This window comes from Fibrobacter sp. UBA7003, from assembly GCA_002449765.1.
Classification (GTDB): Bacteria; Fibrobacterota; Fibrobacteria; order Fibrobacterales; family Fibrobacteraceae; genus Fibrobacter.
On record DJXN01000008.1, the window covers coordinates 160,072 to 184,731 of the forward strand.

Sequence of the window (24,660 nt, forward strand, 5' to 3'; positions counted from 1 at the left end):
GAAAAAGTTTCCTGTGCCCTGAAAAGCTCTTGCAGGCGGCCCCGGTTGCCCGCAAGGAGAGAACCCCGTGAAAGCCGGGGGCGGTCGCGCCGCTGTAAGGGAGGACGAAACCGGTATGAACCAATGTGCGAGAAATCGCATGTGAAGGAGCCGGGAGTAGGATGATCCCCGAGCCAGAAGAACTGCGGGAAACGTGATGTTGAGGAACGATGCGAACGACATCTTTCTGCAAAGCCGCGATGTATGCGGTGTTTTTGTGCTGTGCTTGGGCTAGTGCCCATGCGCAAGTTTCCGTGTCTTCCAAGGAAACCACTGTCGATGAGTCCGCGCCCGTGCAGGACCTGGGCGTTTCGGAGGTCGAATCCTACGCTATCGCCGAGACAGAAAATCCGGGAACGGACTACATGGAAATTACGCCTTCCGCATGGGAGGGCCTAGGCCTTTCGGCTTCCGAAGTCATTTCATCGCTTTCGGGCATCCAGGGTTACAAGCAGGGCGGCATGGGCAGTTTCCAGACGGTGTCCATCCGCGGGATTGCCGCGCGTAACGTGCTTGTCTGCATCGACGGCATTCCCCTGAACGATGCGGGCGGCGGTGCTGCCGACCTGGGGGCGATCGACCTCAACAATATCGAGAGGATAGAGGTCTACAAGGACAGGGTCCCGGCGAAGTTCGGCGGCGCGGGCCTTGGCGGTGCAATTAATTTCGTGACCAAGGATGCGCTGCATAGCGGCAAGAACCCGAAGGGGCGCGTCATCGCGAGTTTCGGTTCGCACAACACGTTCGAGGGTTCCGTGCAGGTTTCAGCGAGCGTCAAGGACAGCGTGCAGTTCTCCGCGACGGCATCCATGCGCCACAGCGACAACGACTACGAGTTTGAAAACCGCAACGGCACGCTCTATAACGACGAGGACGATTTCAAGGACAGGCGCAGGAACGCGGAGTTCACGGAATATTCCGGCAGCTTCCAGTACCGCATGCTCCACGGGAACGGGTTCTTCTCTACTTTGTCTGCAAGCGCGTTGCACACGCAGGCGGGGAACCCGGGCCTGGAAGATCTGCAGACCTTCGTGGCGGAATTTACGGGCGACATGATGCAGGTGGCTTACCGCCTGGAATTTCCGACGGTTGCCGACATCTTGCTCCTGACGGCGGGTGTTACCGGCAAGTTCGAGAAGAACATGTCCTCGTCGTATTACCCGCTCGATAAGATTGGATTCCTCTCGAAGGATTTCAGGGAGTACGGGCTTGCGGGCTACAGGGTTATTCCCGAAATGTCGGCGAATCTCTTGCTGGACAAGTTCGAGGCTTACCTGCGCCTTGCGGGTAGCGCGGAACTCTGGGAATCGCGTGGTACGCTCAAGAAGTTTGAACTGGAACGCCTCGCGGGTTCGATTGCGGGCAATGCGGAATACAACTTTACGGATTGGTTCTCGCTTTTTGCCGAAGGCAACATCCTCAAAACGTACGACGATATCGGTGGCGGCCAGGTGCTGATGACTACGGGCTCTGCGGTGGTGGACGAGGCGACGGATCGTGACCTGAGCCTTGCGGGAATGGTGCAGGCGAAACTCGGGAAGAAGGATTCCTGGATCGGCGGCAACGTCTCGTTCGGGCGCTTCTACAGGCAGCCGCAGCTGATGGAACTCTACGGCGTGTATCCGGGAACCCTTTCTAGCCCCACGCTCAAGGATGAATCGGCCTTGCGTTTTGCGGCAGGCCTTTCGTTTGCTACCCCGAAGAACCGTTCGGTATTGCGTGCCACCTATTTCGAGAACCATGTCGAGAACGGTATATACTGGATTACGAGTACCAACTTGATGAAGGCCTTCAATGTCGACAAGTCGCTTATCCGTGGGGTGGAACTCGAACTGGAAAGCCGTCCGGCGAAATTTTTCCAGACCGTGCTGCGCGGGACTATCCAGGACCCGCGTGATGACGGCGCGAACAGGGCCTACAACGGAAACTTGTTGCCGGGCGAACCTGTGCACAGCTATTTTGCCGAGGGCACGTTCTTCTTGCCGTTTGACCTGAGGGCCATTTTCCAGGCCACGTACAGGACGCGGATTTATAGTGACCGCTTGAATTTCACGAGGCAGCCTCCGGTTGCCCGTTACAACGCTTCGCTCGCATGGCAGCCGTGGGAAAAGACGCAGGTTATATTCGTGGTAGACAACATTTCGGATGAGACGTATCGCAATATTTATACGCCCTTCCCGGCGCCCGGTCGAGAATACAGGTTTACACTCATACAGGGGTTCTAGCCCCCGCGCATTACCGAGTACATAGGGTTATGACAAAGTAATTGCGTAAAGCCAGAAAGGACAAACCATGAACAAGAAAATACTCACATTACTTGCTTCAATGTCGCTTGCGTTCTTCATGAGCGCTTGCGGTGACGACAACAGCTCGAGCACCGGCGTGGATTGCCTCGAGAACGAAAGCTGTCTGGACGATGATCTCAGCAGCGCTTCCGACGACGAGAGCTCCAGCTCCGTGAAGGGGAAGTCTTCCAGCTCTTCGAAGGCCAAGTCGAGCAGCTCTGTCAAGAAGGACGAAAAGTCTAGCTCGAGCGAAAAGGACGCCAAGTCCAGCTCCAGCAAGAAGGATGAAAAGTCCAGCAGCTCTGCGAAGAAGGACGATAAGTCCAGTTCTAGTGAAAAGGTTGAATCCAGCTCCTCCGAAGCCGAAAGCAGTTCTTCCGAAGAGCCGGAATCGAGCAGTTCTGTCGAACTGAAGGTAACCTACCTTTCCGAAACGCCGAACGCCGCAGACCTAGAAGTCTCTGGCGATACGCTTTTTGCCGTGTTCCAGCGCTATGTTCCGGTTACTGGCGGTGCAGATTTCAAGGAACCGGGCCTTCTCGCCATGTATAAGTTGAGCGATGGAACCCTTCTTGATACGATTCCGCTTCTGACCAAGAACCCGATGGCTGTCAAGGTCGTGAAGGGTAATGTGTACGTGGGTACTCAGGGCGAATACAATCCTGTTACATGGGGTATTGATGCCGATGATAACCGCGGTATCGAAAAAATCGACCTGAAGAACAAAAAGTCTGAACTTTGGGTAAGCGGCGCGGAACTCGGTGGTGGCGTGAATCTCATGGAAGTGAATGCTAAGGAAGGCAAGGCCTATGTCGCTGTTTACAGGGCTTATGGTGATGTCTTTGTTGTAGAAGTTGATTTGGCGAGCAAGTCTGTGAAGAGCGTTGGCAAGGAGGTTGATGCGACTGGCGGATTGTTCTATGATGCCAATAAAAACCTCCTTTACATTGGTGACCGTGGCGTCGTGGATTTGACAACCTTCGAAGCGAGTGACATGGGTGTTCGCGCCTATGATGGAACGACGTTTACCTCGTTGACATCTGAAGAACCCTATGAGTTCCTCTATCAGCCTTACAGCATTACCGTCGCAGGTGGAGAACTGTTCGTCTATGTTTCGGACTATAGCTCTGGTGCCCTGTACTGGTTTGAAGAAGGTGAATTCAATGATGAAGATCGCATTCAGTTCTCTGCCGACGCTGTCATTAGAAATGTGAATGGCAAGCTGATAGTGCTGGACCGTGGCGACAAGGGTAGCATTGCTGAAGTGAACGCTAGCGCCAAGACGGTTGCCTGGCAGGCCGCTCTTAACAAGGACAATCCCTATGATATCGTGGCTATCGACAATAACACCGCCTGGGTTGCCATGTATGATGTCGGTGAAATCCGCAAGATCTCGCTTACGGACGGCTCTACGATTTCTTCCATCGATACGAAGGAACTCAGCGCCAAGAAAGTCGAAGTCGTGGAGTAATTTGTAAAAAAATTAAGTCCGGCAAATCGGTCAATAACCCTGCAGGCTGTCCTGTGGGGTATTTTTTCTATTGCGGTGACACTTTTGGCGGGTTTAGGTGTTATAATAATGTAATTTTGATATCTAATTCATTTGGAAAGTTATGAAAAGATTGAAATTCTTGCCCCTCGTGCATTGGGTGCTCATGGTGCTGCTTGTTTCGGGCCCGGCCCTTGCTGACCGCGCTTCCGAAATTCAGGACCTGAAGCTCGAGAAGGAAAAGCTGAATTCCGAAATCCAGAAGCTGAATCGCCAGATCTCGGCGACGGATTCGATGCTCAAGGCGGACGATTCCCGCTACAGGACACTGCAACAGCGCTACAAGGCCGATACGGAACGCCGCCGTGCCGAAATCGACAGCCTGAACGTGAAGATAAAGGCGGTTGCGGGCGAACTCCAGACGGAACGCAACAAGCAGGCCCGCGCGAAGAATCGCACGGACAACGTGGCCGCAAAGCGCAAGGCGTTGCGCGCTGAACTTGCGGGCATCAGCAAGAGGCTCGAGTCACAGGTGGCGCAGACGGTACCCTGGGAACTCGAAAGCAGGCTCGATCGCGTAAAGTCCCTGACCCGCGATATCGAGAGCGGGAACGCGAGCGAGGAGGAGGGCTTTTCGCGTCTCAAGTCGCTCATTGCCGAAGAGACGAAGTTCGGCGACGAGGTGGCCATAATAAACAGCCCGCTCACCCGCAAGAACGGCGAACTCATCAACGCCTCGATTCTGAGAATCGGGAACCAGTGGATGGTCTACAGCGATGACAACGGCACGGTGTTCGGTGCGCTGGTGCGCAAGGTCGTGGACGGGAAAGTCGCATACGAATGGAACGAGGAATTGAACCTGGAGGAGCGCGCGGCGGTGAAGCTCGCGCTCGACGTGAAGCAGGCGAAGAAGCCTCCCCAGATTGTGAAGTTGCCCGTAAGCCTCTCTATCGTGGGAGGTGAAAAATGAAGAAGATAATCGCAGTTCTCTTGTGTGCCACATCCGCATTCGCTTGGCCGTGGTCATCGGACGAAAAGAAGTCTACCGCCGAGGACCAGGCGCGCATCAAGGATTCCCTGCAGATGGAAGAGGTGCGCAGCTTGCAGCGCGAGGTGGAGGCGCTTACCCGCATTCGCCTGCAGAAGGCGGACTCGCTCGAGAAACTCGAGGCGGAACACTGGCGCAAGCGCTATGCCGAATCTCAGTTGACCGAGGAGCACCAGGCGGCATCGCGTGAACTTGACGGCCGCTATTCCAAGCTCTCGACGGATCTTGGCCGCGTGAACGAGGAGGTCATGGCGAGCAGGAACATGACGGGCGATGCCGAGGAGAAGGCGCAGGCCGACGAGTCGGCGTACGATGCGCTTAATACGCAGGTGAAGCTTTCGATTGACAAGACTCTCGGCGACGTGATGGGCGACTACCCGGTGGGAATGAACGGACGCCTGATCCGCCTGAAGCAGGCTTCCGAGGATGCCGAGAAGAAGGTGCCGAATACGGTCGGCGCGGTGCAGAATTTTATGAATGACTTGCTGCTGCGTCACGAACTGACCTACACGCAGTTCTACGGGCGCGAGACTTCGCAGGTGGGCAACCGCCCCGACGTGAACGTGAACCGCTTGCGCCTGGGTACGGTCTTTTTGGGCGAGGTCGCGCAGGATAACGGCGAGGTGCAGGCGCTGCTCCGCTCGGGTGCGCTGCAGGGCAAGATATTCGAATGGAATGCGACGCTCCCTCCGGAGATGGCCGCGAATATAAAGCAGGCCGTATCGCAAGCCTCGGGGGCTTCCGAAGTTGTCACGATCCCGCTGGATGTATTGCAGAACAAGGCGGTCAAGAATGCGATTACCGACACGAAGGAACTTACCTGGCGCGAGGAATTCCAGGCGTTCTTCAAGAAGGGCGGTATCGTGATGTACCCGCTCATGCTGGTGGCGATTTTCGCGCTGCTGCTTTGCCTGGAGCGCTTCCTGGTGCTCAGCTACCGCGGGCATCTGAGCCGCAGGTTCAACCGCAAGCTCGACGCCCTCGTGAAGGAGAACCGCTACGAGGATGCGGCTGGTCTCTGCCTCAAGAAGGAAACGAGCCTCTCGATGGTGCTATTTGCGGTGCTGAACCGCGCCCGCGACAAGCGCGAGGATGCGGAACGCGCCCTGCAGGAGGCATTGCTCCGCGAGCAGCCGAAACTGGAACGCCGCATGGGGCTCCTTGCCGCGATGGGCTCGATTGCCCCGCTGCTCGGCCTGCTCGGTACGGTCACGGGTATCATCACGCTTTTTACGGTGATTACCGAGGTGGGCACGAACGACGCTCGCGTGCTTGCGGGCGGCATTTCGGAGGCTCTCGTGACTACGGAAACGGGCCTCGTGATTGCAATCCCCGTGATGATATTGCACGGCCTCCTGAGCGAAAAAATCGAGAAGGTCACGAGCGAGATGTACGTGCAGAGCACCGCACTCCTGAACCGCATTTTCGGGAAGAAAGAATAAGTTCCGCGCCATGACTAACACCCACTACATACTTATCGAGTCGCTCGAGAATACGTACCATGCCGGCGGCGTGGTGATGCTCCCGATTCTCCTGGCGGGTGTCGTGGGTTTCTACTACCTGTTTTCGAGCTGGTTCCGCATCGGGAGCGACTTTTTCCGCACCGACATCCACAAGGTCATCAAGCGCATGCGCGTGGACCTGAACGGCGGAATCGAGGAAGACGAGAAGAATGCGGAACCGCCCAGCGTGAAGAAGGCTCTCCGCAGGCTGCGCAAGCGTGGTGGGCTCCTCTCGCGGGAACTCTGCTATGCGATTGACGTCGCGAGCACCAATCCCGAGGGCTTCCGTGACTATATGCAGGTGCGCATGATGAAGACGGTGCGCTACATGGAGCAGGGAAACCATATCGTATCCGTGATGGCATCTGCGGCGCCGTTGCTGGGCCTGCTCGGCACGGTGACGGGAATGGTTTCTACCTTCGAGGTGATTACGTTGTACGGGAACCAGAACCCGGTGCTCATGGCCGACGGTATCTCGGAGGCGCTCATCTCGACGCAGAGCGGGCTTTTGGTGGCATTCCCGCTCACGCTCCTGAAACAGCGCCTGGACGAGCGCGTAGAAATGCTGCGCCAGAAGATGGAACTCGGCGCGACTGTTATAGAGAATTATTTTGTAGAGAGGAAGTGCCCGTGATTCGTCATTGCGAGGCTTCGAAAGAAGCCGTGGCAATCCAGGAATGAAGGATTTATTATGGAATTCAACTTGCCGAGAAGAAAGCAGAAGGATATGGGTATCGAGATGGGCCCGCTGATGGACATCGTGTTCATCCTCCTCATCTTTTTCGTGGTCACTTCCTCGTTTACCCGCGAGACGGGCGTGGACGTGACGAAGCCTCAGGCACAGTCTGCAAGCCAGCTCGAGAAGGAAAACCTCTTGATTGCGATTACGCGCGAAGGGACAATCCACATGAACGAGCGGCAGGTGGATCTCGCGAGCCTGCAGGATATCTTGAAGCAGTCGCTCGCGAAGGCGCCCGACCGCGAGGCCGTAGTGATTGCGGATAAGGGTGCCGAGACGGGCGTGCTCGTGCAGGTAATCGACATGTGCAACCTGGCCGGAGTGAAGAAGGTCTCCATCGCGGCGCAGGCGGAGTGACGCAAAGCGTCATCCTGAGCGCATTGCGTGGCACGAAGTTGCAGGAGCTGTATCTAGGAATTTGTGATGTTGAAGTTCTTTAAGAAATTGTTGAAGCGTTTTGCTATCCTCATCGCGGCAATCCTCGCGAGCTGTGCGCTCGTGTTCTCTGTGACGATGGCGAACCTCTTCTTGACGGGCAAGGTGTTTCACGAGAAGAAGTACAACAAGACAGAAATTGCCGTGAAGAAGGTGGAAGAAGTCGAGAAGAAGGTCGAGAAGAAAAAGCCCGCGCGCAAGCCCGACCGCCAGAAGTCCAATTCGCGTTCCCCGAAGGCGGGGCCGCGTTTCGCGATGAATCTCGGGACGGCATCGGGTAACGCCGGCGCCGCCGTGAGCGAGGACATGGTGGCCGATTTCCGCGGCGGGGCGCTTTCGACCGAAAAGGGCGACGTGGACAAGAAACCCGAAAGCAGGGCGTATCCGAACTTTCAGGTGCCCCCGCAGATCCGTGACCGCGAAATCGATGCGATGCTGCGGCTCAGTTTTTGTGTGGACGTGAACGGCAAGGCTTACGATATCAAGGTGCTGGAGGAATCTCCCTCAGGTTCCGGGCTCGCCGCCGCCGGCCGTGAGGCGCTATCGCGCATGACGTTCGCGCCGGCCGAAAAGGCGGGCAAGGCGGTGCCCTTCTGCGGCATGGAACAGCCTTTCGAAGTGAAGTTCAGGGACTGATTTAGACGAAAGAACGGCGCGTTGCGCCTACAGACGAAAGACGAAAGATTTATAATGGCGCTTCGCGCAAAGAGCTTGAAAATGATGAATGGAATGATAAACAAGTGTAACGGATTGATGGGCAGTTCACGTTCTGCGCATCTATCGTCTATCGTCTTTCGTCTATCGTCTATTTTACTGTTTCTCGCTACCTTCTCCTTCGCGGCGCAATCCGCATACGACCTGATGGAACGCGCGAACGCCCTCTACCGCGATGGCAAATTCAAGCAGGCCATCACGCTCTACCGCAAGGCGGAATCCCGAGGTGCGGACCCCGTCGCCACCAGTTTCAACATTGCGAACAGCTACTACCAGCAAAACGACCTGCCGAATGCCGCCGCCACGTACCGCAAGGCTATCGACTTCTCGAACGGGGCGTTTTCCCCTGCGCTTTTCAACATGGCGAGCGTGTACTTTAGGCTCAAGCAGTACCCGGAATGCGTGGCGGCGTACCACAGGGCGTTGAAACTGGAGCCCGAAAACGTTTCGGGCTGGCTTTACCTCGGCGAAGCCTACGGTAAAACCGGCGACGCGGTCGGCGCGCTGCGTGCCATCGAGAAGGCCTACCAGCTCGACAAGGAAGACATAAGCATCGTCTACCAGCTTTCAGAGGCGAACATCGCGCTGAACGATTTCGAGCGCGCCGTAGCCGTTATCCGCGAGGGCTACGCCGCGCACCCCGACGAAGTCGATTTTCTCGTGTATCTCGGCGACGTGTACCGCCTGAACAAGCAGTTCGAAGAAAGTGCCGCCGCTTATCGCGAAGCACTGGGCGTCCGCCCTGACGATACCGCTACCATGTACAAACTAGCAGACGTCCTCGCCGAAGACAACAAGCCGTTTATCGCGATGGACGTGCTCAACAACCTGGTACAAATCAAGCCGGATTTCAGCGATGCCGCCATATTCCTCGGGAATCTCGCTTACGACGCGAAGTTCCTTGACCGCGCCGAATCCGCATACGAACTTGCGGCAAAACAGGGCAACGCGGAATCTGTCTACGGGTTCAAGAACATGGCCTACGACGCCCATGCCGAAAAGCGTGACGACGAGGCGCTCCGCCTGCTGAAAGTCGCACAGAAGTACTTCCCCGACGATATCACCGTGCAGGCGGACATCATGGAATTCGAGAAGAACTAAAAAGTCCGGCGAGTGAGCCGGACAAATTTTAATCCTTCACGCAGCGGACTGGGTTATAGCACTCTTCGTCGTTATAGTCCCATACTTCCGCTTCATTTTCTAATCCCCTTATTACAATGTAGTATTGGGTCGAGGATGCATAATATACCCATAGACGTCCATATTCACCCAAAGAATGGAATCCATCATCGCTGCAATAGCATCCAGCGCCCACAAAGGAGAGCCCGTATGTATCAGTCCCGGGTGTAATTCCTGTTTTCCATCCCTTTGCCGACATCAACGGGAGTGCGTGTCCGCTAGCAAGATTTACAAGGTCTTGCGCCTCCTTATTTGTCGGGATATGCCACCCGTCAGGGCAGATTCCCTGGATGTGGCCGGTACCCAGGTCGCACGAAGATTTATAGGCACAACTGGAGGAATTCATCGCCGCGCTGCGGCTATAAAAGTGACCGTATAGTTCGCAGAAACGGTCGTCGTCGTTGAAACAGGTAGATACTCCAATTTCGTTGCCGGCGTAGTTCAGGTTCTCCGCCATCCATGTTGCACTACCGACTTTTACGGTCTTGTATGTCTTGCCGTCGCGCGAGTCCGTCATGGTGCCATATTCGATGTCCGGGTTGAACTGCTCGTCAGCGGCTTCCAGGAGAGGCTCGGCGCCTGCCTGCTTGGTTCTCGATGAACTGCTCACGGAACTGGACGAAACGCTGCTCGAGGATTTTGCGCTTGAAGAGCTCTCGCTCGACGAAACCGGTACGACGCCGTCACCCTTCACGCAACGGACGGAGAAGTTCGACTCGTAGCCGTCGAAATCATTGATGAACGCCTCGTTGTCTTTTCCCCTTATGAGAAGGTAATACATGTCGCTCGACTGGTAATAGACCCACATGAATGTGAATTCGCCGATGTCATTGTAACCGTCCTTGGTATCATATTGTCCCGTTCCCACGAAGGAGAGCCCGTACGTATCGATCCCAGGATTGATGTACAGCGAATCCTCGGTTCCCCATCCTATCGTCGACATCAGCGGTTGAGCCTTTTTGCCGGCAAGGGTTACCAGCGTCTGCGTCTCGGAATATGTCGGGATATGCCATCCGTCCGGGCAGATGCCTTGAATAGGATCGTTCCCTAATAAACAGCTAGCTCCATACTCGCATTTTGAACTATTCATCGCGGCATCGCGGCTATAAAAGCGGCCATACAGTTTGCAGATATCCTCGTCACCTTTAAAACAATAGGACTTACCTACTTCGTGACCGGTGTAGTTCAGGTTTTCCGCCATCCAGATTGTTCCCTCGATATCCACGGTCCTGTACGTCTTGCCGTCGCGCGGGTCGGTCATGGTGCCGTAATCGATGTCCGGATTGAACTGTTCGCCCTTTTCTGTGAGGCGTGGCTTGAGTTCTTCCCAACTCAGCGAGGAACTACTCGACCTTGCCGACGAACTCGACGAACTGTAGCTTGAAGAACTGTAGCTCGACGAATACTGCGAGCTGCTGGAGTCATCGTCTCCAGAACTACTCGACTCGCGTGAACTGCTTGAAACATTCTTGCGGACAAACTCCTTGCCCTTGGCCGTGAGTGTATCGTTGTAGCCAGCCCAGATATACACGGAGTCAATCTCGTCGAACTCGCAGAAGTAGCTTTCCTTGTCGCGTCCGACAATCGCCTCGCGGCCCTCGCGCATCTCGTTGCACGGGTAATCCGCAAATCCATTGTTTGACTTGAACGCATAGTCGTACCCGCGGTTCTTCGAAACCGGGGAGAAATCGTCGTCGTCACTGCAGGCGGTAAAAAATATCGTTGTCGTGGCTAGAACGCACAGGCCGGGCAAGTGTCTAAACACAGAATGTTTCATTCATCCTCCTTTATCATCCTGCATAAAATATACCTAAAATGTTGGATTCGTCGGTTTAGCGCTGCCGTTTTTCCTATATTCATTCCGTAATTACCGGAGTTTTTATTATGGAAATCAAATGGCTTAATCCCGATGCAAAGTTTGACCGCCTCGTTCTTGCAGGCGATATTGGCGGCACCAACACGAACCTTGGCCTTGTGGGCTACAAGGATGGCAAGTTCACGCTGATTCTCGAGACGGTGTGCCCCTCCAAGGATATCGATGGGCTCGACGCTCCTATCCGCGAGACGCTCAAGCTCGCCGCGGAAAACCGTGCCGACCTCAAGCCCAGTCATGTGTGCATCAGTGCCGCGGGTCCGGTGGCGAACAACAAGTGCGTCATGACGAACCTCCCGTGGAGCGTGGATGGCGACGCCCTCACTGCGGCGACCGGCATCCCGACGCTTGTCATCAACGACTTCATGGCCATCAGCTACGGCATCCCGACCTTGGACGTGGACGACCCCAAGCAGATTTTCAAGCTCACGCATACCGACGGCAGCCAACCCGCCCCGCAGAAGGCGACCAAGGCTGTGATTGGCCCGGGTACCGGCATGGGTGTCGGCTTCCTCGCGTTCGACGGCGAGAAGTACATCCCCGCTTCTTCGGAAGGCGGGCATTCTACCTTCGCCCCCTTCGACAAGGATTCGCAGGAATTCCACGATTACATGGAAAAGAAGATTGGCACCGTGCCCGGCGTGGAACCGCTCGTCTCGGGCATGGGGCTCCGTAACATGTACGAATGGTGGAAGGAAACCCGCGGCGTTCCCGACAACGAGGCTTTCAAGAAGATTGAAGAAACGGAACCCAACGATCGCCCGAAGTACATCAGCCGCGCGAGCGACACCGACCCGGTGGCCGCCGAGATGATGCGCTTGTTCGTGAAGATGCTCGCCCGCTTCGCAAGCGACGCTTCTACGCTGTTCCTGCCCCTGGGTGGCCTCTACCTGGCCGGCGGTACGGTGCAGAAGGACCTGCGCTGGCTCGAGCGCGACAACCTGTTCATGAAGTATTTCGAGAAAAACTACAACCCGAACATCCGTCCGCTCTTGAACAAGATTCCGGTGTACATCATCAAGGATTACAGCATCAGCCTGTACGGCGCCGCGAACGCGAGCCTCAACTTGCAGAAGTAATCTGCGGGCGTCTATTTTTTCTCGTAGCGCACGTAGGCGAAACTGCGGCTATCGGGGGACCATGAATTCACGTTGATGGTTCCCTGGCCGCCGAACAGCTGCAGAACCGTGCGGGGCTCACTCCAGCCTGTTTCGTCACACCCTGTCATCAGGCGGATTTCCACGTTCTTGTTGGGAACGTGCTCGCCGGGGCGTACGTCGCGCTCGTGGTAGGCGAGCATCACGACTTTTGTACGGTCGGGCGAAATGTGCGGAAACCAGGTGTTCAAGTGTGCGTCGAATGTCATCTGCGTCTGCTCGGAACCGTCGGCCTTCATGCGCCAGGCCTGCATGCGGCCGCTGCGCACTGAATTGAACCAGATGTATTCACCGTCGCAGTCATATTCGGGGCCGTCGTTCAGTCCGAATGCGGTCGTGAGCTGCGTCTCGTTCCCGCCTGCAGCAGGAATCGTGTAGATGTCGTATTCTCCGTTGCGTTCGGCGCAGTAGGCGAGCATCTTGCCGTCGGTGGTGACGCCGTGCAGGTAGCTCGGGGCAAGCGGGGTCACGAGTTCCGGCATGCGTCCGTCGAAGAAAATCTTGTAGATGCGCGAAAGCCCGTCTTCCTTGGTGTGGTGGCTCACGTAGAGCCCCTCGCCGTCGGGAGAGAGAACGTGGTCGTTGTTGCAGTTGTTGACAAAGTAACTCGGGACTTCCGTCACCTTGCCGCTTTCGATTTCAATCTTGTAGATGCGGCCTTCGCTGTTGAACGTGAGGAACCTGCCGTCGGCGCTCCAGTTCGGCGCCTCGATGACCTTGTCGAATTCTTTGAGCAGTCTAGATTCGCCGGTCTCGACGTCAAAAATTTCGAGGAAGGACTTGTCGCCGCTGCGATCCCAGACTTCGCCCGGACTGAGCTCGAACGGGTAGCTTACTCCCCATGCGGCACGGAGGTTATCCATCTGCGTCATCATCTGCATGGTCTTGGCGTGCGGCATCTCGGGACATTCCTTGAGTCCCTTCTCGAGGGCCGCCTTGCAGCCCAGCACCTCATATTCGTAGCAGTTTTCGATGCGGGGCGGCTTTACCGATTCCACGAGCGTCCCGGCGACATCGAACAGCTGGATTTCTTCCATGTCGTTGAGGTTCTGCACGCGGATAAAGCCTTCGGAACCGTAAATGACGCCCTCGTTCTTGAGAGGGGCCACCATCGAGGTCTTGAGGTGTGCGACTTGCCCGCCCGCATATACGAGGTCAATCCAGTCGGTCGCATCCACGCCCGTATGGAACTTGACGCACTTCGTCTTCGTCTCTACGATGTGGTTTGCAACGTATTCCCCACCCGGTGTCATCCCCGCGCGTTCCTCGTCCGATGTCATCCCCGCACGTTCCTCGCCCGATGTCATCCCCGCGGAGGCGGGGATCCCCTTGCAAATTTTCGGGTCAGTCAAGAAGATATCCGCAAACGTAAGGCTATAAATGCCCAGGTCCAGCAGTGCACCGCCCGCAAGTTCGGGCTTGTGCAGGCGTCCGATATGCGAAAGCGGCATCGAGAAGTCGGCCTCCACGCTTTCGACCTTGCCGATCTTCCCTGCCAGAATCCAGTCCTTTACCATCTGCACCGCAGGCAGGAATCGCGTCCACATGGCCTCGCATATAAATACGCCTTTCTCTTCGGCAAGGGCTAGTACTTCCGATGCCATTAGCGCATTCGCGGTAAAGGCCTTCTCCACGAGCAGGTTCCTGCCATGTTCCAGACAAAGCAGAATGTTGCTGTAGTGTTCTGAATGCGGGGTCGCAATATAAATCAGGTCGACATCCGCATCTTTCGCGAGTTCCTCGTAACTGCCGTATGCGCGGCTGAATCCGTAATCATCGGCGAACTTTTTCGCTTTCTCGAGCGTGCGCGAAGCGACTGCGTAGCATTCCACGCCCATGCCGTTCTTTTCAAGTGTCTTGACCGCAGTGGCCATCTTCGTGGCGATATGGCCACATCCGAGAATTGCAAATTTTATAACCGTTTTCATTGTTATACTAATATAAACTTATTTCTGAAAATAAAACACCGCTTGCGACCATATAAATGGACTCACGTGTAAACGCCATTTTTGGGGATTGTGTAGGGGCTTTTATTCCAACATTATCGTGAAGGGGCCGTCGTTGGTGAGGCTCACCTGCATGTCGGCGCCGAATTTCCCTGTTTGTACGACGGGGATTTCTTTTTTGCACTCGGCAACGATGTATTCGTAGAGCTCGTTTGCGAGTGTCGGGTTGCCGGCGCCGTTGAATGTGGGACGGTTGCCCTTGTTGCAGTTCGCGTACAGCGTAAACTGCGAGACGAGCAGGAGCTCGCCGCCGACGTCCTTGATGGAAAGGTTCGTCTTGCCGTTTTCGTCGGCAAAGATGCGCAGCGCAAGCATCTTGCGGATGAGCCTGTCGGCGATTTCGCGGGTATCGTCTTCGCCTACGCCGATGAGAATCATGTAGCCCTTGCCGATTTTGCCGACAGTCTGCCCATCGATATCCACTTGGGCGTTCAAGACGCGCTGAATCAGGAATTTCATATTACTTTGTGCTTGCTAAAGCTTTTTGATAGATGTCCTGCATCACGAGGCCCGCAATCATGAATCCAAAAATAGCGGTGGAGTGTGCCATGGTCCCGTTGATTTGCGCCTTACTGCTGCACCATTCGTGATCGACCAGGTTTGCATTCTGGAGTTCGGCTTCGCTTCTTTCGTGGCGCACCTTGGGGCACATGCAGGCGTCTGTGCCACAAGAGGAATTCTTGCCGCGGTTTTTCAGGAGTTCGTCGCTGTAGACGCACAGCACTTTTTTCTTGAGCGCCATTTTCTTTTTCTTGAACTTATCGCGGAGCGCGCGGGCGAGCGGGCAACCGGCGACTTTCCAGAATTCGGCGACCTTGATTCGTGTGGGGTCCATCTTGAGGGCTGCCCCCATTGAAGAAAATACCGTGGCCTTGGTGCGCGTGGCGTGCCACAACAGCTGCATCTTGTTTTCGAGGCTGTCGATGGCATCGATGATGTAGTCGAAGGTGTCCAGTTGGAATTTGTCCGTATTCGCTTCTTCGTAGATGTCTTGGAGTGCTACGATGTTGGCGTGCGGGTTGATTTCGAGTAGGCGATTTTTCAGCACGTCCACCTTGACTTGCCCCACGGTTTTCGTGGTGGCCATCAGTTGGCGGTTCACGTTGGTGACGCACACGCGGTCTGAATCAACGAGTACGAGTTCCTTGATGCCGGAACGCACCAGGCTTTCGGCGCACCAGCTGCCGACTCCGCCGAGACCGAAGATGATGACGCGCTTCTGGTAGATGTTGCCCATCACGTCGTCCCCGAGCAGGAGCGATGTGCGGTTGAAGATGCCTTTCTCGATTCCCATACGAGTCCCGGTTAGCCGAAGAGTCGGAGAACGCGCTTGATGCCTGCGACAAAGCGGTCGATGTCGCGCTTCAGGGTGTACGCTCCGAAACTGAGTCGAAGCGTGGCGTCAACGCCGAAGCGGTCCATGACGGGTTGGGCGCAGTGGTGCCCGCTACGCACCGCAACGTTTTCTTCGTCGAGAATCATGGCGGCGTCGCTTACAGCGATGCCGTCCAGCGTGATGCTGATGAGGGCGCCGCGTTCCTTCGGGTTCCCGAAGATTTTTACCTGCGGAATTTGCGCGAGCTGTTCCAGCGCGTAGTTCGTGATTTCTTCTTCGTGCTTGCGAATGTTTTCAATGCCTACTGTATTAATCCATTCGATGGCTTTGCCGAGCCCGATGACTTCGGCAATCATGGGCGTGCCTGCCTCGAAACGTGCGGGAACGTCGGCGTAAGTCGTCTTTTCAAAAGTCACGTTCTTGATCATCTCGCCGCCACCATGCCAGGGGGGCATACTGTCGAGAACTTCGTACTTGCCGTAGAGTACGCCCACGCCTGTCGGGCCGTACATCTTGTGTCCGCTGAAGGCGAGAAAATCGCAGTCCAACTTTTGCACGTCAATCTTGATGTGGCTTGAACTTTGGGCGGCGTCAATCAGGATCTTTGCCTGCGGGGCGAGACCTCGCACGGTGGCAATAATTTCAGCAATCGGGTTCACGGTGCCCACGGAATTGCTCACGTGGGTGACGGCCACCATCTTGGTTCGCGCATTCAACAACCCGGGAAGTGCTGCCAAATCCAGATCGCCGTTGTCCAAAACGGGAATCACCTTGATTTTCGCGCCTTTCATTTCGGCAACGAGCTGCCAGCTCACGATGTTTGCATGGTGCTCCAGACCGCTAATCAAAATCTCGTCGCCCGCCTCGAAGAACTTGCGGCCGTAACTCCACGCCACCAGATTGATGCTTTCGGTGGTGCCGCGGGTGAATACGATTTCGTCTTCGGTTTTTGCGTTAATAAATTTTGCGACATTCTTGCGCGTTGCTTCGAACGCTTCGGTGGTGCGGGCGCTCAGACGGTACACGCCGCGCTTTACGGAACTGTAGTGTTCGCGGTAAAAGTCGTCCATGGCGTCGATGACGCACGCGGGCTTTTGCGTGGTGGCCGTGCTATCCAAAAAGGCAAGGGGCTTTGCATCCTTATCGCCTGCGACAAGCATCGGAAATTCGCTACGGATTTTTTCTGCGTCAATATTTGCATCAATCATGGGCCCAAATGTAGAAAAGTTCGGCTCTTCGGCGCTTTTTTTAGGGGTGGACTCGGTTGCGAAAGGTTGATTTGCTATATTGGAACGAAACGAAAGAGAGGACAGTATGAAAAATATGCGTAAGATATTGGCCCTTGCTGTGGTATCCGTTTTTGCGACGGGTGTGTTTGCCCAGGATGAATTGCATGCCGCCATCGATGCCGGTGATTTGGCGACCGCCCAGAAAATGGTGAAAAAAGGTCAAGTCGAGGACGTGTACTGTGGAAAGCTCACTCCGAACGAGGCTGTCCAGGTCTACGAAAAAATTTTCAAGAAGAATCCCGACGAGTCTTTTGCCAACTGCCCGACTCAGTTTGCCTATGGTTACGGGACGCACACCTGCTCCAATCCGAATGCGATGGAAGCCTGTAACGAGGTCATCTCGCTCTTGCTCCTGGATGGCGAAAATGGAAACGCCAGGGCGATTGACCTGCTTGAAGCGGCTGTAAAAGCGGCTGTCAAGGTCAAGGCTTTTGCGAAGCCTATCAAGATGCTTGTCGATACGTCCCTCTGGGTCCCGTGCCCGAAGAAGGGCCGCGCCCGCAACGAATGCATGGAAGAATGTTTTGAACAGGCTCACAATACGCTCGATGCCGCACGCGAGGCCCTGTGCGAAACCAAGCCGGAACGCTTTGTTTCCGACACGACTATCAACGCTCCGCGTCCGTCTCCCTTGTTCGAAAAGCTCCGCAAGGGATTGCCGGAGGCCTTCTGGAAATCTCCGAAATCTGTAGCGGGCCGCTTTGCGACGATTATGCAGAATAGCGCAAAGGCGCTCTCGATTCCGGATACGGCTATTATCGGTCTTGGTTACGTGAGCCGCTGGGTTGAAAGCCACAAGGCTGCAGGGACTCCGCTTCCTGGCAGCGAACTTTTCCGCTTCTGTGCGGTTTGGCCGTCCGAAGTGGAAACAATCCTTGCGACGAAGGGACATGGTTCCCGCTGCCCGGTGTTCGAAGAATTTGTAGACCCTCGCGACAATCAGAAATATAGGGTCAAGGATATTGGTGGAACCAAGTGGTTTGTCCAGAACCTGAATTTCGCCATGGAAGGCAGCTCCGTTTGCTATGAACGCGAGGAAGACAACTGCAAGGCCTATGGCAAGCTCTATACGCAGGGAGCCGCCAAGGTCGCTTGTCCCGAAGGTACCCATCTCTCGACGGAAGAAGACTGGAAGTCCCTCGAAGCGTTCGCTGGCGGCACGGACGTGGCTGCCGAGAAGCTCCGCAGCAACGGCAGCGACGATTATGCGTTTACCGCACTGTTCGGCGGCTATGCCAACAAGAACATGAACTTCGTTATCCAGGGCGAAGGGGCCTACTTCTGGACCGAGAAGCAGCTTGCGGACGGCCGCGGCCTTGCGAAGTCGATGTTCAGCTCCGATAAGAACGTGACGTCGATGCCTGCCGACAAGGACTTCTGGCTTTCCGTGCGTTGCGTGATGAATAAATGATGATTGATGGATGATGAAGGAGCTCGCCATGTCCTTCGCTCCTACTTGCAATCGTGATTCCTGGATAAGGCGCCAAGCCTTGATGGGCAAGGTGCGCGCCTTCTTTGAAAGCCGCGGCGTGCTTGAAGTCGAGACTCCTGTGCTCTCGAATGCGGGCGGTACCGACCCCCAGCTCGATTATTTCGAGGTGAACGGTCGGCCGGCGCGCTTCCTCATGACGAGTCCCGAATTCCACATGAAGCGCCTGCTGGCGTCCGGTTTCGGGGACATATTCCAGATAACCAAGTCCTTCCGCAAGGATGAATTCGGAAGCCACCACAACAACGAGTTCAGCATGGTGGAGTGGTATCGCGTCGGCATGCCGCAGGAGAAACTGATGGACGAGGTGGAAGCGCTCGTGTCCGAAATAGTCGGAAGCCCTGTCAAGGCCCATCGCACTCGCTGGATAGACGCGTTCAAGAATTATGCGGGAGTGGACCCGTTCTGCGAGGATTTGGACAACTTTGTTCGAGCGTGCGAATCCGGCGGCGTGCCCGTTCCCGAAGGCCCGGAACGGATGGCCCGCGAAGACTGGTGGGATTACCTGATGGTCTTCATGGTGGAACCTGCCCTTGCGAAAAACGGCCCCGAATTCATCCTCGACTACCCGCAGTCGCAGGCCGCGCTTGCGCAGACGTTTGTCGGGGAAGATGGCCACACCTGGGCGCGCCGATTCGAACTCTTCATGGATAACGTGGAACTCTGCAACGGCTATACGGAACTCACCGATGCCGCCGAACAGCGTCGACGTTTTGAGTCGGATCTCGACATCCGCCGCCAGATGGGGAAACCGCTTCCGCCTGTCGATGAAAATTTCTTGTCCGCCCTGGAATCCGGGATGCCGGCCTGCTCGGGCGTGGCGCTCGGGCTTGACCGCTTGTTTATGCTTGCCCTCGGCAAAAAAGAAATCAAGGATGTGATCCTGTTCCCGAGCCCGATTGCCTGATGCGTCTTATTTGACAAGCGCCTTTATCGCGCGCCTCATGCGGTGTTCTTCGATGATTCCCGCTTCGATGTAGTCGATGCCGCCTTTTTCATCCAGAAGGTAGCTTACCGGGATGACCCGCGGGTTGCCGAGCATGTTCATGAGGTCGTAGTTCCAGTGCACCATGACCCATGGCATGTCGTACTTCTTCTTGAACCGGGAGGCGATTTTTATGTTGTCGTCTTCGTTTACCATGAGGATGCGGAAACCGTCGTCGAAAAATTCGTCGTGCAGTTTTTTCAGCGTCGGCAGCTCAGCGATGCATGCGGGGCACCAGCTAGCGCTGAGCACGATGAGTGTCGCCTTGCCCTTTTCTGCCTGGAACGTGGTTTTCCCGCCGTCGATGCTGATTGCGTCGAAGTTCTCGATTGAATCGGGCATCTGCTGGAAAGGCTTCGCGTTTTCCCTGTAGGCAAGGAAAATGGCGCACAAAATGGCGATCAAGGCCAGAATTCCGGCAGTTTTATAGGATTTAATCTGCATATCCATAAAGAATTTATTTTTTTTTCGCGCTGTTTTAAGTTATATTCTTTGATATGGCGTATAATATTCAAGATCTTCTTTCTGAAATGGTTAAACGCGGGGCTTCTGACTTGCATATAACCGCAGGTTCCCCTCCGCTCGTCCGTCTTTCCGGCAAGCTTACCCCCATCGGCGAGGACAAGCTGAAACCGGACGAGACCATGCGCATGACGTATAGCCTGATGAACGAACTCCAGAAGAAGTCGTTCGAACAGAACAAGGAATGCGACTTCTCTTTCGGTATCGCGAACCTGGCGCGTTTCCGTGCGAACGCTTACCTGCAGCGTGGTTGCGTGGCGCTTGCCCTCCGTATCATTCCGCTTGAAATCAAGACTTTCAAGGAACTTGGCCTCCCGAAGATCATGGCCGAATTCACGACCCGACCCTCCGGCCTCGTGCTGGTGACGGGTGCTACCGGTTCCGGTAAGTCGACAACGCTCGCTGCCATGATCGACAAGATCAACAAGGAACGTCACGACCATATCCTGACCGTAGAAGACCCGATCGAGTTCTTGCACAAGCACCAGGGATGCATGATCAACCAGCGCGAAGTCGGTAGCGATACGAACAGCTTTGCGATTGCCCTGAAGATGGCCCTCCGTCAGGACCCGGACGTGGTGCTCATCGGCGAAATGCGCGATAACGAGACCATGCGTTGCGCCTTGACGATTGCAGAAACCGGTCACTTGGCCTTCGCGACCTTGCATACCAACTCCTGTGTGCAGACGATCAACCGTATTATCGACGCGTTCCCGAAGGGCGAACAGCAGACCGTGCGTACGCAGCTCTCGTTCGTGCTCCAGGGCGTGATATGCCAGACGCTTATCCCGAAAATTGGCGGCGGCCGCGTGATGGCCTACGAAGTCATGAACGTGACTCCGGGTATCCGTGCGCTTATTCGCGACGACAAGGTGCACCAGATTGAATCCATGATCGAAATTGGCCAGAAGTTCGGCATGAATACGATGAACATGTGCCTTTGCGAACTGGTGAAAAACCGCAAGGTCGACCGTTTCGAGGCGCTCGCCCGTTCTCCGAGCCCGGACCAGCTGGAACAGTTGTTCGTGAAGGAAGGAGTCTAACTTATGGCAGAATTCCTGTACAAGGCGCAAAACGCACAGGGCAACAACTTTGAGGGAACTCTCGAAGCGAAGGACAAGGCCGAGGCCGAAGCGCTCCTCATGCGCCGCCGCCTCACGATTGTGAAGCTGAAGAAAAAGCCGATGGAAATCAAGATTAACATCGGCAACGGAATCAAGCATGAGGACTTGACCCGCTTTACGCGTATGTTCTCTTCCATGTGCTCTGCCGGTCTTCCGATGCTGCAGTGCTTGAACATTCTGGAAGAGCAGTGCGAGAACCCCGCATTGAAGGATGTGATTCACAAGGTGACCCAGTCCATCAACGGCGGTTCGTCCTTGGCCGATGCCTTGGCTCAGCACCCGAAGGTGTTTGACTCCCTCTACTGCAACATGGTGGCGGCTGGCGAAGCGGGCGGTATCCTTGAAGGGATTCTTGCGCGTCTGGCTGAGACGATGGAAAACAGCATGCGACTGAAGCGCAAGGTGAAGAAGGCGCTTACTTACCCGGTGATGGTTATCATCGTGGGTATCGTCGTGGTGATCGCGCTTATGACTTTCGTGGTGCCGACGTTTGCCGAACAGTTCGCTGCCTTGGATGCCGAACTCCCTGCCCCGACGCAGGTCGTGATGAACATTTCCGACTTCTTGCTCAACAACGGTGGCTTCCTCTTCCTCGGGCTCATCGCACTGATTATCGGCTGGAAACTCGTGATGAAGATTCCTGCCGCGCAGTTCGCATTTGACAAGTTCCTTTTGAAGGTCCCGAAGATAGGTGACTTGCAGATAAAGTCGTCTACGGCGAGTTTCTCCAGAACGCTCGGTACGCTTTTGAATGCAGGTGTGAGCGTGATGGATGCCTTGAAGGTGGTTGCGTCCACGGCTGGCAACAAGGTCGTCGAAAAGGCAATCGGAAGGATTTCGATAGGTATCGCCGGCGGTAAGAGCATCGCGGACCCGATGGCCGAAGTGGGCATTTTCCCTCCCATGGTGATCCAGATGACTGGCGTGGGCGAGAAGACCGGTAACTTGGGCGGCATGCTTTTGAAGCTAGCTGACTTCTATGACGAAGAAGTGGACGCCGCAGTGGATGCCGTCGTGAGCATGATCGAACCCTTGATTATCGTGTTCCTCGGTGGCGCGGTCGGCGGCCTTCTCATTGCAATGTATATGCCGATGTTCAGCATGGGCGACGCGATTAAAGGGTGATCTTTCGTCCAAAACTGTCGCGATAGTTCGTCACGGCTTTGCTCACGTACGTTTGTACGCTACGCGGAGTTGTTCCTGCTCTCGCTAGGCTTTAGCCGAAATCTCGGTTTTAGATAATAACCTCACTCGTTTTTCTGCAAAATTTCGTTTTAGTTAAGTATTGAGTTTTTACAAAAAGCCTTTTAGCCTTTACTCATATTAGTACACCACGATGACACAGAAATCAAAAGACTTTATAAAAAATTTTATCAAGTGCTTTGTGTTCGCACTTTTCATGAGTGTGATGTTTGTGATTATGGATCAAGAGGGTGTGGGGTATGGATTGAGAGGCGGTGCAACGATGCCGCTTCCGGAAAGCGAACTTCCTCGGGTTTTCGTAATTTATTTTATTTTCAATTTTATTGTTGCCATTCCTTTGACGAAATGGCTTCACTGGCGCTAAATTACTGCTTTTTCCAACCGGTGTACTTTTCGGTTTCGAGGAGGGCGTTGGCGTTGGCGACTCGCTCGGCGGAGGGAGACTGCGTGTCCTTGAGCGCGTATTCGATGCCGAGTTCGGCGTATTTGCCCAGTGCGAGGGCGTGGTAGGGTAGCACGTCGATGCGTTCCACGTTATGGAGCGTGTCAATGAATTTGCGGGTCTTCGCCAATGCAGCGTCGTCGTCGCTTATTCCGGGAACAAGCACGTGCCTAATCCAGATGGGCTTGTGGATTTCGTCCAGGTAGCGGAAAAAGTCGATGATGTTTTCGTTTCCGTGTCCGGTGAGTTCTTTATGGACAACGTTGTCTATGTGCTTGATATCTACGAGCAGAAGGTCGGTCGCCTTCATCAGCCGCTCGATTTTTGCGAATGTTTCACCGGAGCGCCTAAACGTGACTCCGCTCGTGTCGATGCATGTGTGGACTCCGGATGCTTTCGCAAGCTCGAAGAACTCCACCATGAAATCAAGTTGTGCGAGTGGTTCGCCGCCGCTGACGGTAATGCCGCCGTCCTTGCCCCAGTATGTCCTGTAGCGGAGAGCTTTTTCGAGTAGCTCCCGGGCGGTCATTTCGATGGCGCCGTTTACTTTGCCGAAGCCCCACGTTTCGGGATTGTGGCAGAACTTGCAGCGCATCGGGCAACCCTGCAGGAACACGACAAAGCGGATGCCCGGCCCGTCGACCGAGCCGAACGATTCCAGCTTGTTGATGAATCCTGTTGCCATGCGGGTTGCCTTCGTCTGCAGTTCGATCGGTCGGAACTAGCCCTTCGCGAGCATGTCCATCAGTTCGCGGTCGAGCCTTTCGGGGTTGTTGTACTGCGCGAGGCTCTCGTGCAGCGATTCGCCCTTCGATACAAGCCCGAAGTCGAGGTTCTTGTAGTTCCAGTAGCTGAACCCCACGTCGGCTGCTCGCAGGATGTCGAGGAAGTCGCGCATCCATGCGATCTGGTACTGGCGCGGCACCTGCACGTATACGCCGAACTCGTTGCAGCTTACCGGCAGGTCGTATTTCGCGCGGAAGTCGAGCGCGTTCTGGATGCTTGCCTGGAGTCTCGCCTTGTCCCACTTGCCGTACTCCACGTTTAGGCGCGTTTCTGCATCTCCCGTCGGGGCGGCATAGTCGCCGGGCCACGGGCGTTCGATGTGGAAGAACGGGTCGCTGATCCATGCGGCGCCCTGGTGCGTGAATGTCACGGGCGTGTAGGTATGGAAACTGTAGATGGCGTTGTCGTCGTCGAGCGGCGTAAGGAACTCGAATTCCTTCGCGCTGTTCCATTTGTTGCTGCCCACGACAATCGTGTTTTTCGGGGCGTGCTTGCGGATGGCCCAGAAGAGCTCGTCCTTTACCTTGTCCCAAACCTTCGAGTCGCTGCCGGCAGGTTCGTTCAGAAGTTCCATCATCACGCGGGGCTCGCCGCTGTAGCGTTCGCCCATGAACGCCCAGATGTTGCAGGCGCGCTTGCGTGCGGCGGGGTCGGCGAAGAACGCCTGTTCCGTCGAGCAGCCCAGGTGGAAATCGTGACCCGGGCACTTGTGCAGGTCGAGAATGACGTCGAGGTCCGATTCCTGGATTTCCTTGAGCGCCTTGTCGAGTAGCCCGAAGACCTCCTCGTCGGGCGTGTCGTTCTCGCCTTTGAACAAGTTAAAGTAGTCCACGGGCAGTCGCACGTGGTTGAACCCCGCCTCGCGGATGCGCTTGAAATCGCTCTTGTCGAGGAAGGTTCTGATGTGCTGGACGACCCCGGGGAAACCGACGGGGTCTTTTTCCTGGATGCAGTCGACCTGACTGAACCAGCCACCCAAATTCACTCCGCGCAGTCTTTCCTTTTTCATGGTTTTGTC

Annotated in this window: 22 protein-coding genes and 1 riboswitch; of the genes, 14 read left to right on the plus strand and 8 right to left on the minus strand. The window is 55.4% G+C overall.

Annotated elements, in window-relative coordinates; translation table 11 throughout:
• Positions 1-12 precede the first annotated feature (12 nt).
• Positions 13-204: riboswitch (cobalamin riboswitch) on the plus strand.
• A 5-nt stretch (positions 205-209) separates the two neighbouring features.
• The 8 genes from B2952_RS06235 (at position 210) to B2952_RS06270 (ending at position 9,352) form a co-directional block, all read left to right on the plus strand.
• A complete protein-coding gene (locus B2952_RS06235) occupies positions 210-2,264 on the plus strand; it encodes a TonB-dependent receptor (RefSeq protein ID WP_290735392.1) in 2,055 nt (684 codons plus the stop codon).
• A gap of 67 nt (positions 2,265-2,331) precedes the next feature.
• Positions 2,332-3,795, plus strand: a complete 1,464-nt coding sequence (locus tag B2952_RS06240; RefSeq protein ID WP_290735395.1) for a hypothetical protein — start codon at positions 2,332-2,334, stop codon at positions 3,793-3,795.
• A gap of 142 nt (positions 3,796-3,937) precedes the next feature.
• On the plus strand, positions 3,938-4,783 hold the full coding sequence (locus B2952_RS06245) for a DUF3450 family protein (protein WP_290735398.1): 846 nt from the start codon (positions 3,938-3,940) through the stop codon (positions 4,781-4,783).
• Complete coding sequence (locus tag B2952_RS06250; RefSeq protein WP_290735401.1) at positions 4,780-6,303, plus strand: MotA/TolQ/ExbB proton channel family protein; 1,524 nt, start codon at positions 4,780-4,782, stop codon at positions 6,301-6,303. The genes B2952_RS06245 and B2952_RS06250 overlap by 4 nt, the downstream gene beginning before the upstream one ends.
• Before the next feature lie 10 nt (positions 6,304-6,313).
• Complete coding sequence (locus tag B2952_RS06255; RefSeq protein WP_072811763.1) at positions 6,314-6,997, plus strand: MotA/TolQ/ExbB proton channel family protein; 684 nt, start codon at positions 6,314-6,316, stop codon at positions 6,995-6,997.
• Positions 6,998-7,054: 57 nt separating this feature from the next.
• Positions 7,055-7,459, plus strand: a complete 405-nt coding sequence (locus tag B2952_RS06260) for an ExbD/TolR family protein (protein WP_072798016.1) — start codon at positions 7,055-7,057, stop codon at positions 7,457-7,459.
• 66 nt (positions 7,460-7,525) lie between these two features.
• A complete protein-coding gene (locus tag B2952_RS06265; RefSeq protein WP_290725605.1) occupies positions 7,526-8,173 on the plus strand; it encodes an energy transducer TonB in 648 nt (215 codons plus the stop codon).
• An 81-nt stretch (positions 8,174-8,254) separates the two neighbouring features.
• Complete coding sequence (locus B2952_RS06270) at positions 8,255-9,352, plus strand: tetratricopeptide repeat protein (protein WP_290735404.1); 1,098 nt, start codon at positions 8,255-8,257, stop codon at positions 9,350-9,352.
• 28 nt (positions 9,353-9,380) lie between these two features.
• Here the strand turns inward: B2952_RS06270 and B2952_RS06275 are convergent, their stop codons facing one another.
• The gene (locus B2952_RS06275) at positions 9,381-11,207 is read right to left on the minus strand and encodes an FISUMP domain-containing protein (protein ID WP_290735407.1); all 1,827 of its coding nucleotides are present in this window, start codon (positions 11,205-11,207) and stop codon (positions 9,381-9,383) included.
• Positions 11,208-11,314: 107 nt separating this feature from the next.
• On the opposite strand from B2952_RS06275, the gene B2952_RS06280 reads away from it, so the two are divergent.
• Positions 11,315-12,382 carry a glucokinase gene (locus B2952_RS06280; protein WP_173381018.1) on the plus strand — a complete coding sequence of 356 codons (1,068 nt, stop codon included), beginning with the start codon at positions 11,315-11,317 and terminating at the stop codon, positions 12,380-12,382.
• Between the two features lie 11 nt (positions 12,383-12,393).
• Here B2952_RS06280 and B2952_RS06285 read toward each other — a convergent pair whose 3' ends face one another.
• From B2952_RS06285 to B2952_RS06300, 4 genes are all read right to left on the minus strand, one after another.
• Positions 12,394-14,388 (minus strand): Gfo/Idh/MocA family oxidoreductase, encoded by a 1,995-nt coding sequence (locus B2952_RS06285; protein ID WP_290735410.1) that lies wholly within the window; start codon positions 14,386-14,388, stop codon positions 12,394-12,396.
• Between the two features lie 102 nt (positions 14,389-14,490).
• Positions 14,491-14,925: a D-aminoacyl-tRNA deacylase gene (gene dtd / locus B2952_RS06290; RefSeq protein ID WP_290735413.1), complete on the minus strand. Its 435-nt coding sequence runs from the start codon at positions 14,923-14,925 to the stop codon at positions 14,491-14,493.
• Position 14,926: 1 nt separating this feature from the next.
• Positions 14,927-15,760 carry a tRNA threonylcarbamoyladenosine dehydratase gene (locus tag B2952_RS06295; protein WP_290735415.1) on the minus strand — a complete coding sequence of 278 codons (834 nt, stop codon included), beginning with the start codon at positions 15,758-15,760 and terminating at the stop codon, positions 14,927-14,929.
• 11 nt (positions 15,761-15,771) lie between these two features.
• Entirely contained in the window at positions 15,772-17,010 is a 1,239-nt protein-coding gene (locus tag B2952_RS06300; protein ID WP_290735418.1) for an aminotransferase class V-fold PLP-dependent enzyme, read from the minus strand.
• Positions 17,011-17,116: 106 nt separating this feature from the next.
• On the opposite strand from B2952_RS06300, the gene B2952_RS06305 reads away from it, so the two are divergent.
• Together B2952_RS06305 and epmA are read left to right on the plus strand one after the other, a co-directional pair.
• A complete protein-coding gene (locus tag B2952_RS06305) occupies positions 17,117-18,502 on the plus strand; it encodes an FISUMP domain-containing protein (protein WP_290781536.1) in 1,386 nt (461 codons plus the stop codon).
• A gap of 28 nt (positions 18,503-18,530) precedes the next feature.
• Positions 18,531-19,487: an EF-P lysine aminoacylase EpmA gene (gene epmA, locus B2952_RS06310; RefSeq protein WP_290735425.1), complete on the plus strand. Its 957-nt coding sequence runs from the start codon at positions 18,531-18,533 to the stop codon at positions 19,485-19,487.
• Between the two features lie 6 nt (positions 19,488-19,493).
• Here epmA and B2952_RS06315 read toward each other — a convergent pair whose 3' ends face one another.
• Complete coding sequence (locus B2952_RS06315) at positions 19,494-20,009, minus strand: TlpA family protein disulfide reductase (RefSeq protein WP_290729356.1); 516 nt, start codon at positions 20,007-20,009, stop codon at positions 19,494-19,496.
• A gap of 53 nt (positions 20,010-20,062) precedes the next feature.
• Between B2952_RS06315 and B2952_RS06320 the strand changes: the two genes are divergently transcribed.
• The 3 genes from B2952_RS06320 (at position 20,063) to B2952_RS06330 (ending at position 22,778) form a co-directional block, all read left to right on the plus strand.
• Positions 20,063-21,130, plus strand: coding sequence for a type IV pilus twitching motility protein PilT (locus B2952_RS06320; RefSeq protein ID WP_173381012.1), 1,068 nt, complete (start codon positions 20,063-20,065; stop codon positions 21,128-21,130).
• Positions 21,131-21,133: 3 nt separating this feature from the next.
• Positions 21,134-22,336 carry a type II secretion system F family protein gene (locus B2952_RS06325; protein WP_173381011.1) on the plus strand — a complete coding sequence of 401 codons (1,203 nt, stop codon included), beginning with the start codon at positions 21,134-21,136 and terminating at the stop codon, positions 22,334-22,336.
• Between the two features lie 211 nt (positions 22,337-22,547).
• Complete coding sequence (locus B2952_RS06330) at positions 22,548-22,778, plus strand: hypothetical protein (RefSeq protein ID WP_290725630.1); 231 nt, start codon at positions 22,548-22,550, stop codon at positions 22,776-22,778.
• Between the two features lies 1 nt (position 22,779).
• Here B2952_RS06330 and pflA read toward each other — a convergent pair whose 3' ends face one another.
• Both pflA and B2952_RS06340 read right to left on the minus strand, forming a co-directional pair.
• Positions 22,780-23,541 (minus strand): pyruvate formate-lyase-activating protein, encoded by a 762-nt coding sequence (pflA, locus tag B2952_RS06335; RefSeq protein ID WP_290735430.1) that lies wholly within the window; start codon positions 23,539-23,541, stop codon positions 22,780-22,782.
• Positions 23,542-23,577: 36 nt separating this feature from the next.
• The gene (locus B2952_RS06340; RefSeq protein ID WP_290729349.1) at positions 23,578-24,651 is read right to left on the minus strand and encodes a glycoside hydrolase family 5 protein; all 1,074 of its coding nucleotides are present in this window, start codon (positions 24,649-24,651) and stop codon (positions 23,578-23,580) included.
• Positions 24,652-24,660 lie beyond the last annotated feature (9 nt).

Coding starts and splice junctions, on each gene's coding strand:
- B2952_RS06235 (WP_290735392.1), top strand. CDS start 210: ATGCGAACGACATCTTTCTGCAAAGCCGCGATGTATGCGGTGTTTTTG.
- B2952_RS06240 (WP_290735395.1), top strand. CDS start 2,332: ATGAACAAGAAAATACTCACATTACTTGCTTCAATGTCGCTTGCGTTC.
- B2952_RS06245 (WP_290735398.1), top strand. CDS start 3,938: ATGAAAAGATTGAAATTCTTGCCCCTCGTGCATTGGGTGCTCATGGTG.
- B2952_RS06250 (WP_290735401.1), top strand. CDS start 4,780: ATGAAGAAGATAATCGCAGTTCTCTTGTGTGCCACATCCGCATTCGCT.
- B2952_RS06255 (WP_072811763.1), top strand. CDS start 6,314: ATGACTAACACCCACTACATACTTATCGAGTCGCTCGAGAATACGTAC.
- B2952_RS06260 (WP_072798016.1), top strand. CDS start 7,055: ATGGAATTCAACTTGCCGAGAAGAAAGCAGAAGGATATGGGTATCGAG.
- B2952_RS06265 (WP_290725605.1), top strand. CDS start 7,526: ATGTTGAAGTTCTTTAAGAAATTGTTGAAGCGTTTTGCTATCCTCATC.
- B2952_RS06270 (WP_290735404.1), top strand. CDS start 8,255: ATGATGAATGGAATGATAAACAAGTGTAACGGATTGATGGGCAGTTCA.
- B2952_RS06275 (WP_290735407.1), bottom strand. CDS start 11,207: ATGAAACATTCTGTGTTTAGACACTTGCCCGGCCTGTGCGTTCTAGCC.
- B2952_RS06280 (WP_173381018.1), top strand. CDS start 11,315: ATGGAAATCAAATGGCTTAATCCCGATGCAAAGTTTGACCGCCTCGTT.
- B2952_RS06285 (WP_290735410.1), bottom strand. CDS start 14,388: ATGAAAACGGTTATAAAATTTGCAATTCTCGGATGTGGCCATATCGCC.
- dtd (WP_290735413.1), bottom strand. CDS start 14,925: ATGAAATTCCTGATTCAGCGCGTCTTGAACGCCCAAGTGGATATCGAT.
- B2952_RS06295 (WP_290735415.1), bottom strand. CDS start 15,760: ATGGGAATCGAGAAAGGCATCTTCAACCGCACATCGCTCCTGCTCGGG.
- B2952_RS06300 (WP_290735418.1), bottom strand. CDS start 17,010: ATGATTGATGCAAATATTGACGCAGAAAAAATCCGTAGCGAATTTCCG.
- B2952_RS06305 (WP_290781536.1), top strand. CDS start 17,117: ATGAAAAATATGCGTAAGATATTGGCCCTTGCTGTGGTATCCGTTTTT.
- epmA (WP_290735425.1), top strand. CDS start 18,531: ATGTCCTTCGCTCCTACTTGCAATCGTGATTCCTGGATAAGGCGCCAA.
- B2952_RS06315 (WP_290729356.1), bottom strand. CDS start 20,009: ATGCAGATTAAATCCTATAAAACTGCCGGAATTCTGGCCTTGATCGCC.
- B2952_RS06320 (WP_173381012.1), top strand. CDS start 20,063: ATGGCGTATAATATTCAAGATCTTCTTTCTGAAATGGTTAAACGCGGG.
- B2952_RS06325 (WP_173381011.1), top strand. CDS start 21,134: ATGGCAGAATTCCTGTACAAGGCGCAAAACGCACAGGGCAACAACTTT.
- B2952_RS06330 (WP_290725630.1), top strand. CDS start 22,548: ATGACACAGAAATCAAAAGACTTTATAAAAAATTTTATCAAGTGCTTT.
- pflA (WP_290735430.1), bottom strand. CDS start 23,541: ATGGCAACAGGATTCATCAACAAGCTGGAATCGTTCGGCTCGGTCGAC.
- B2952_RS06340 (WP_290729349.1), bottom strand. CDS start 24,651: ATGAAAAAGGAAAGACTGCGCGGAGTGAATTTGGGTGGCTGGTTCAGT.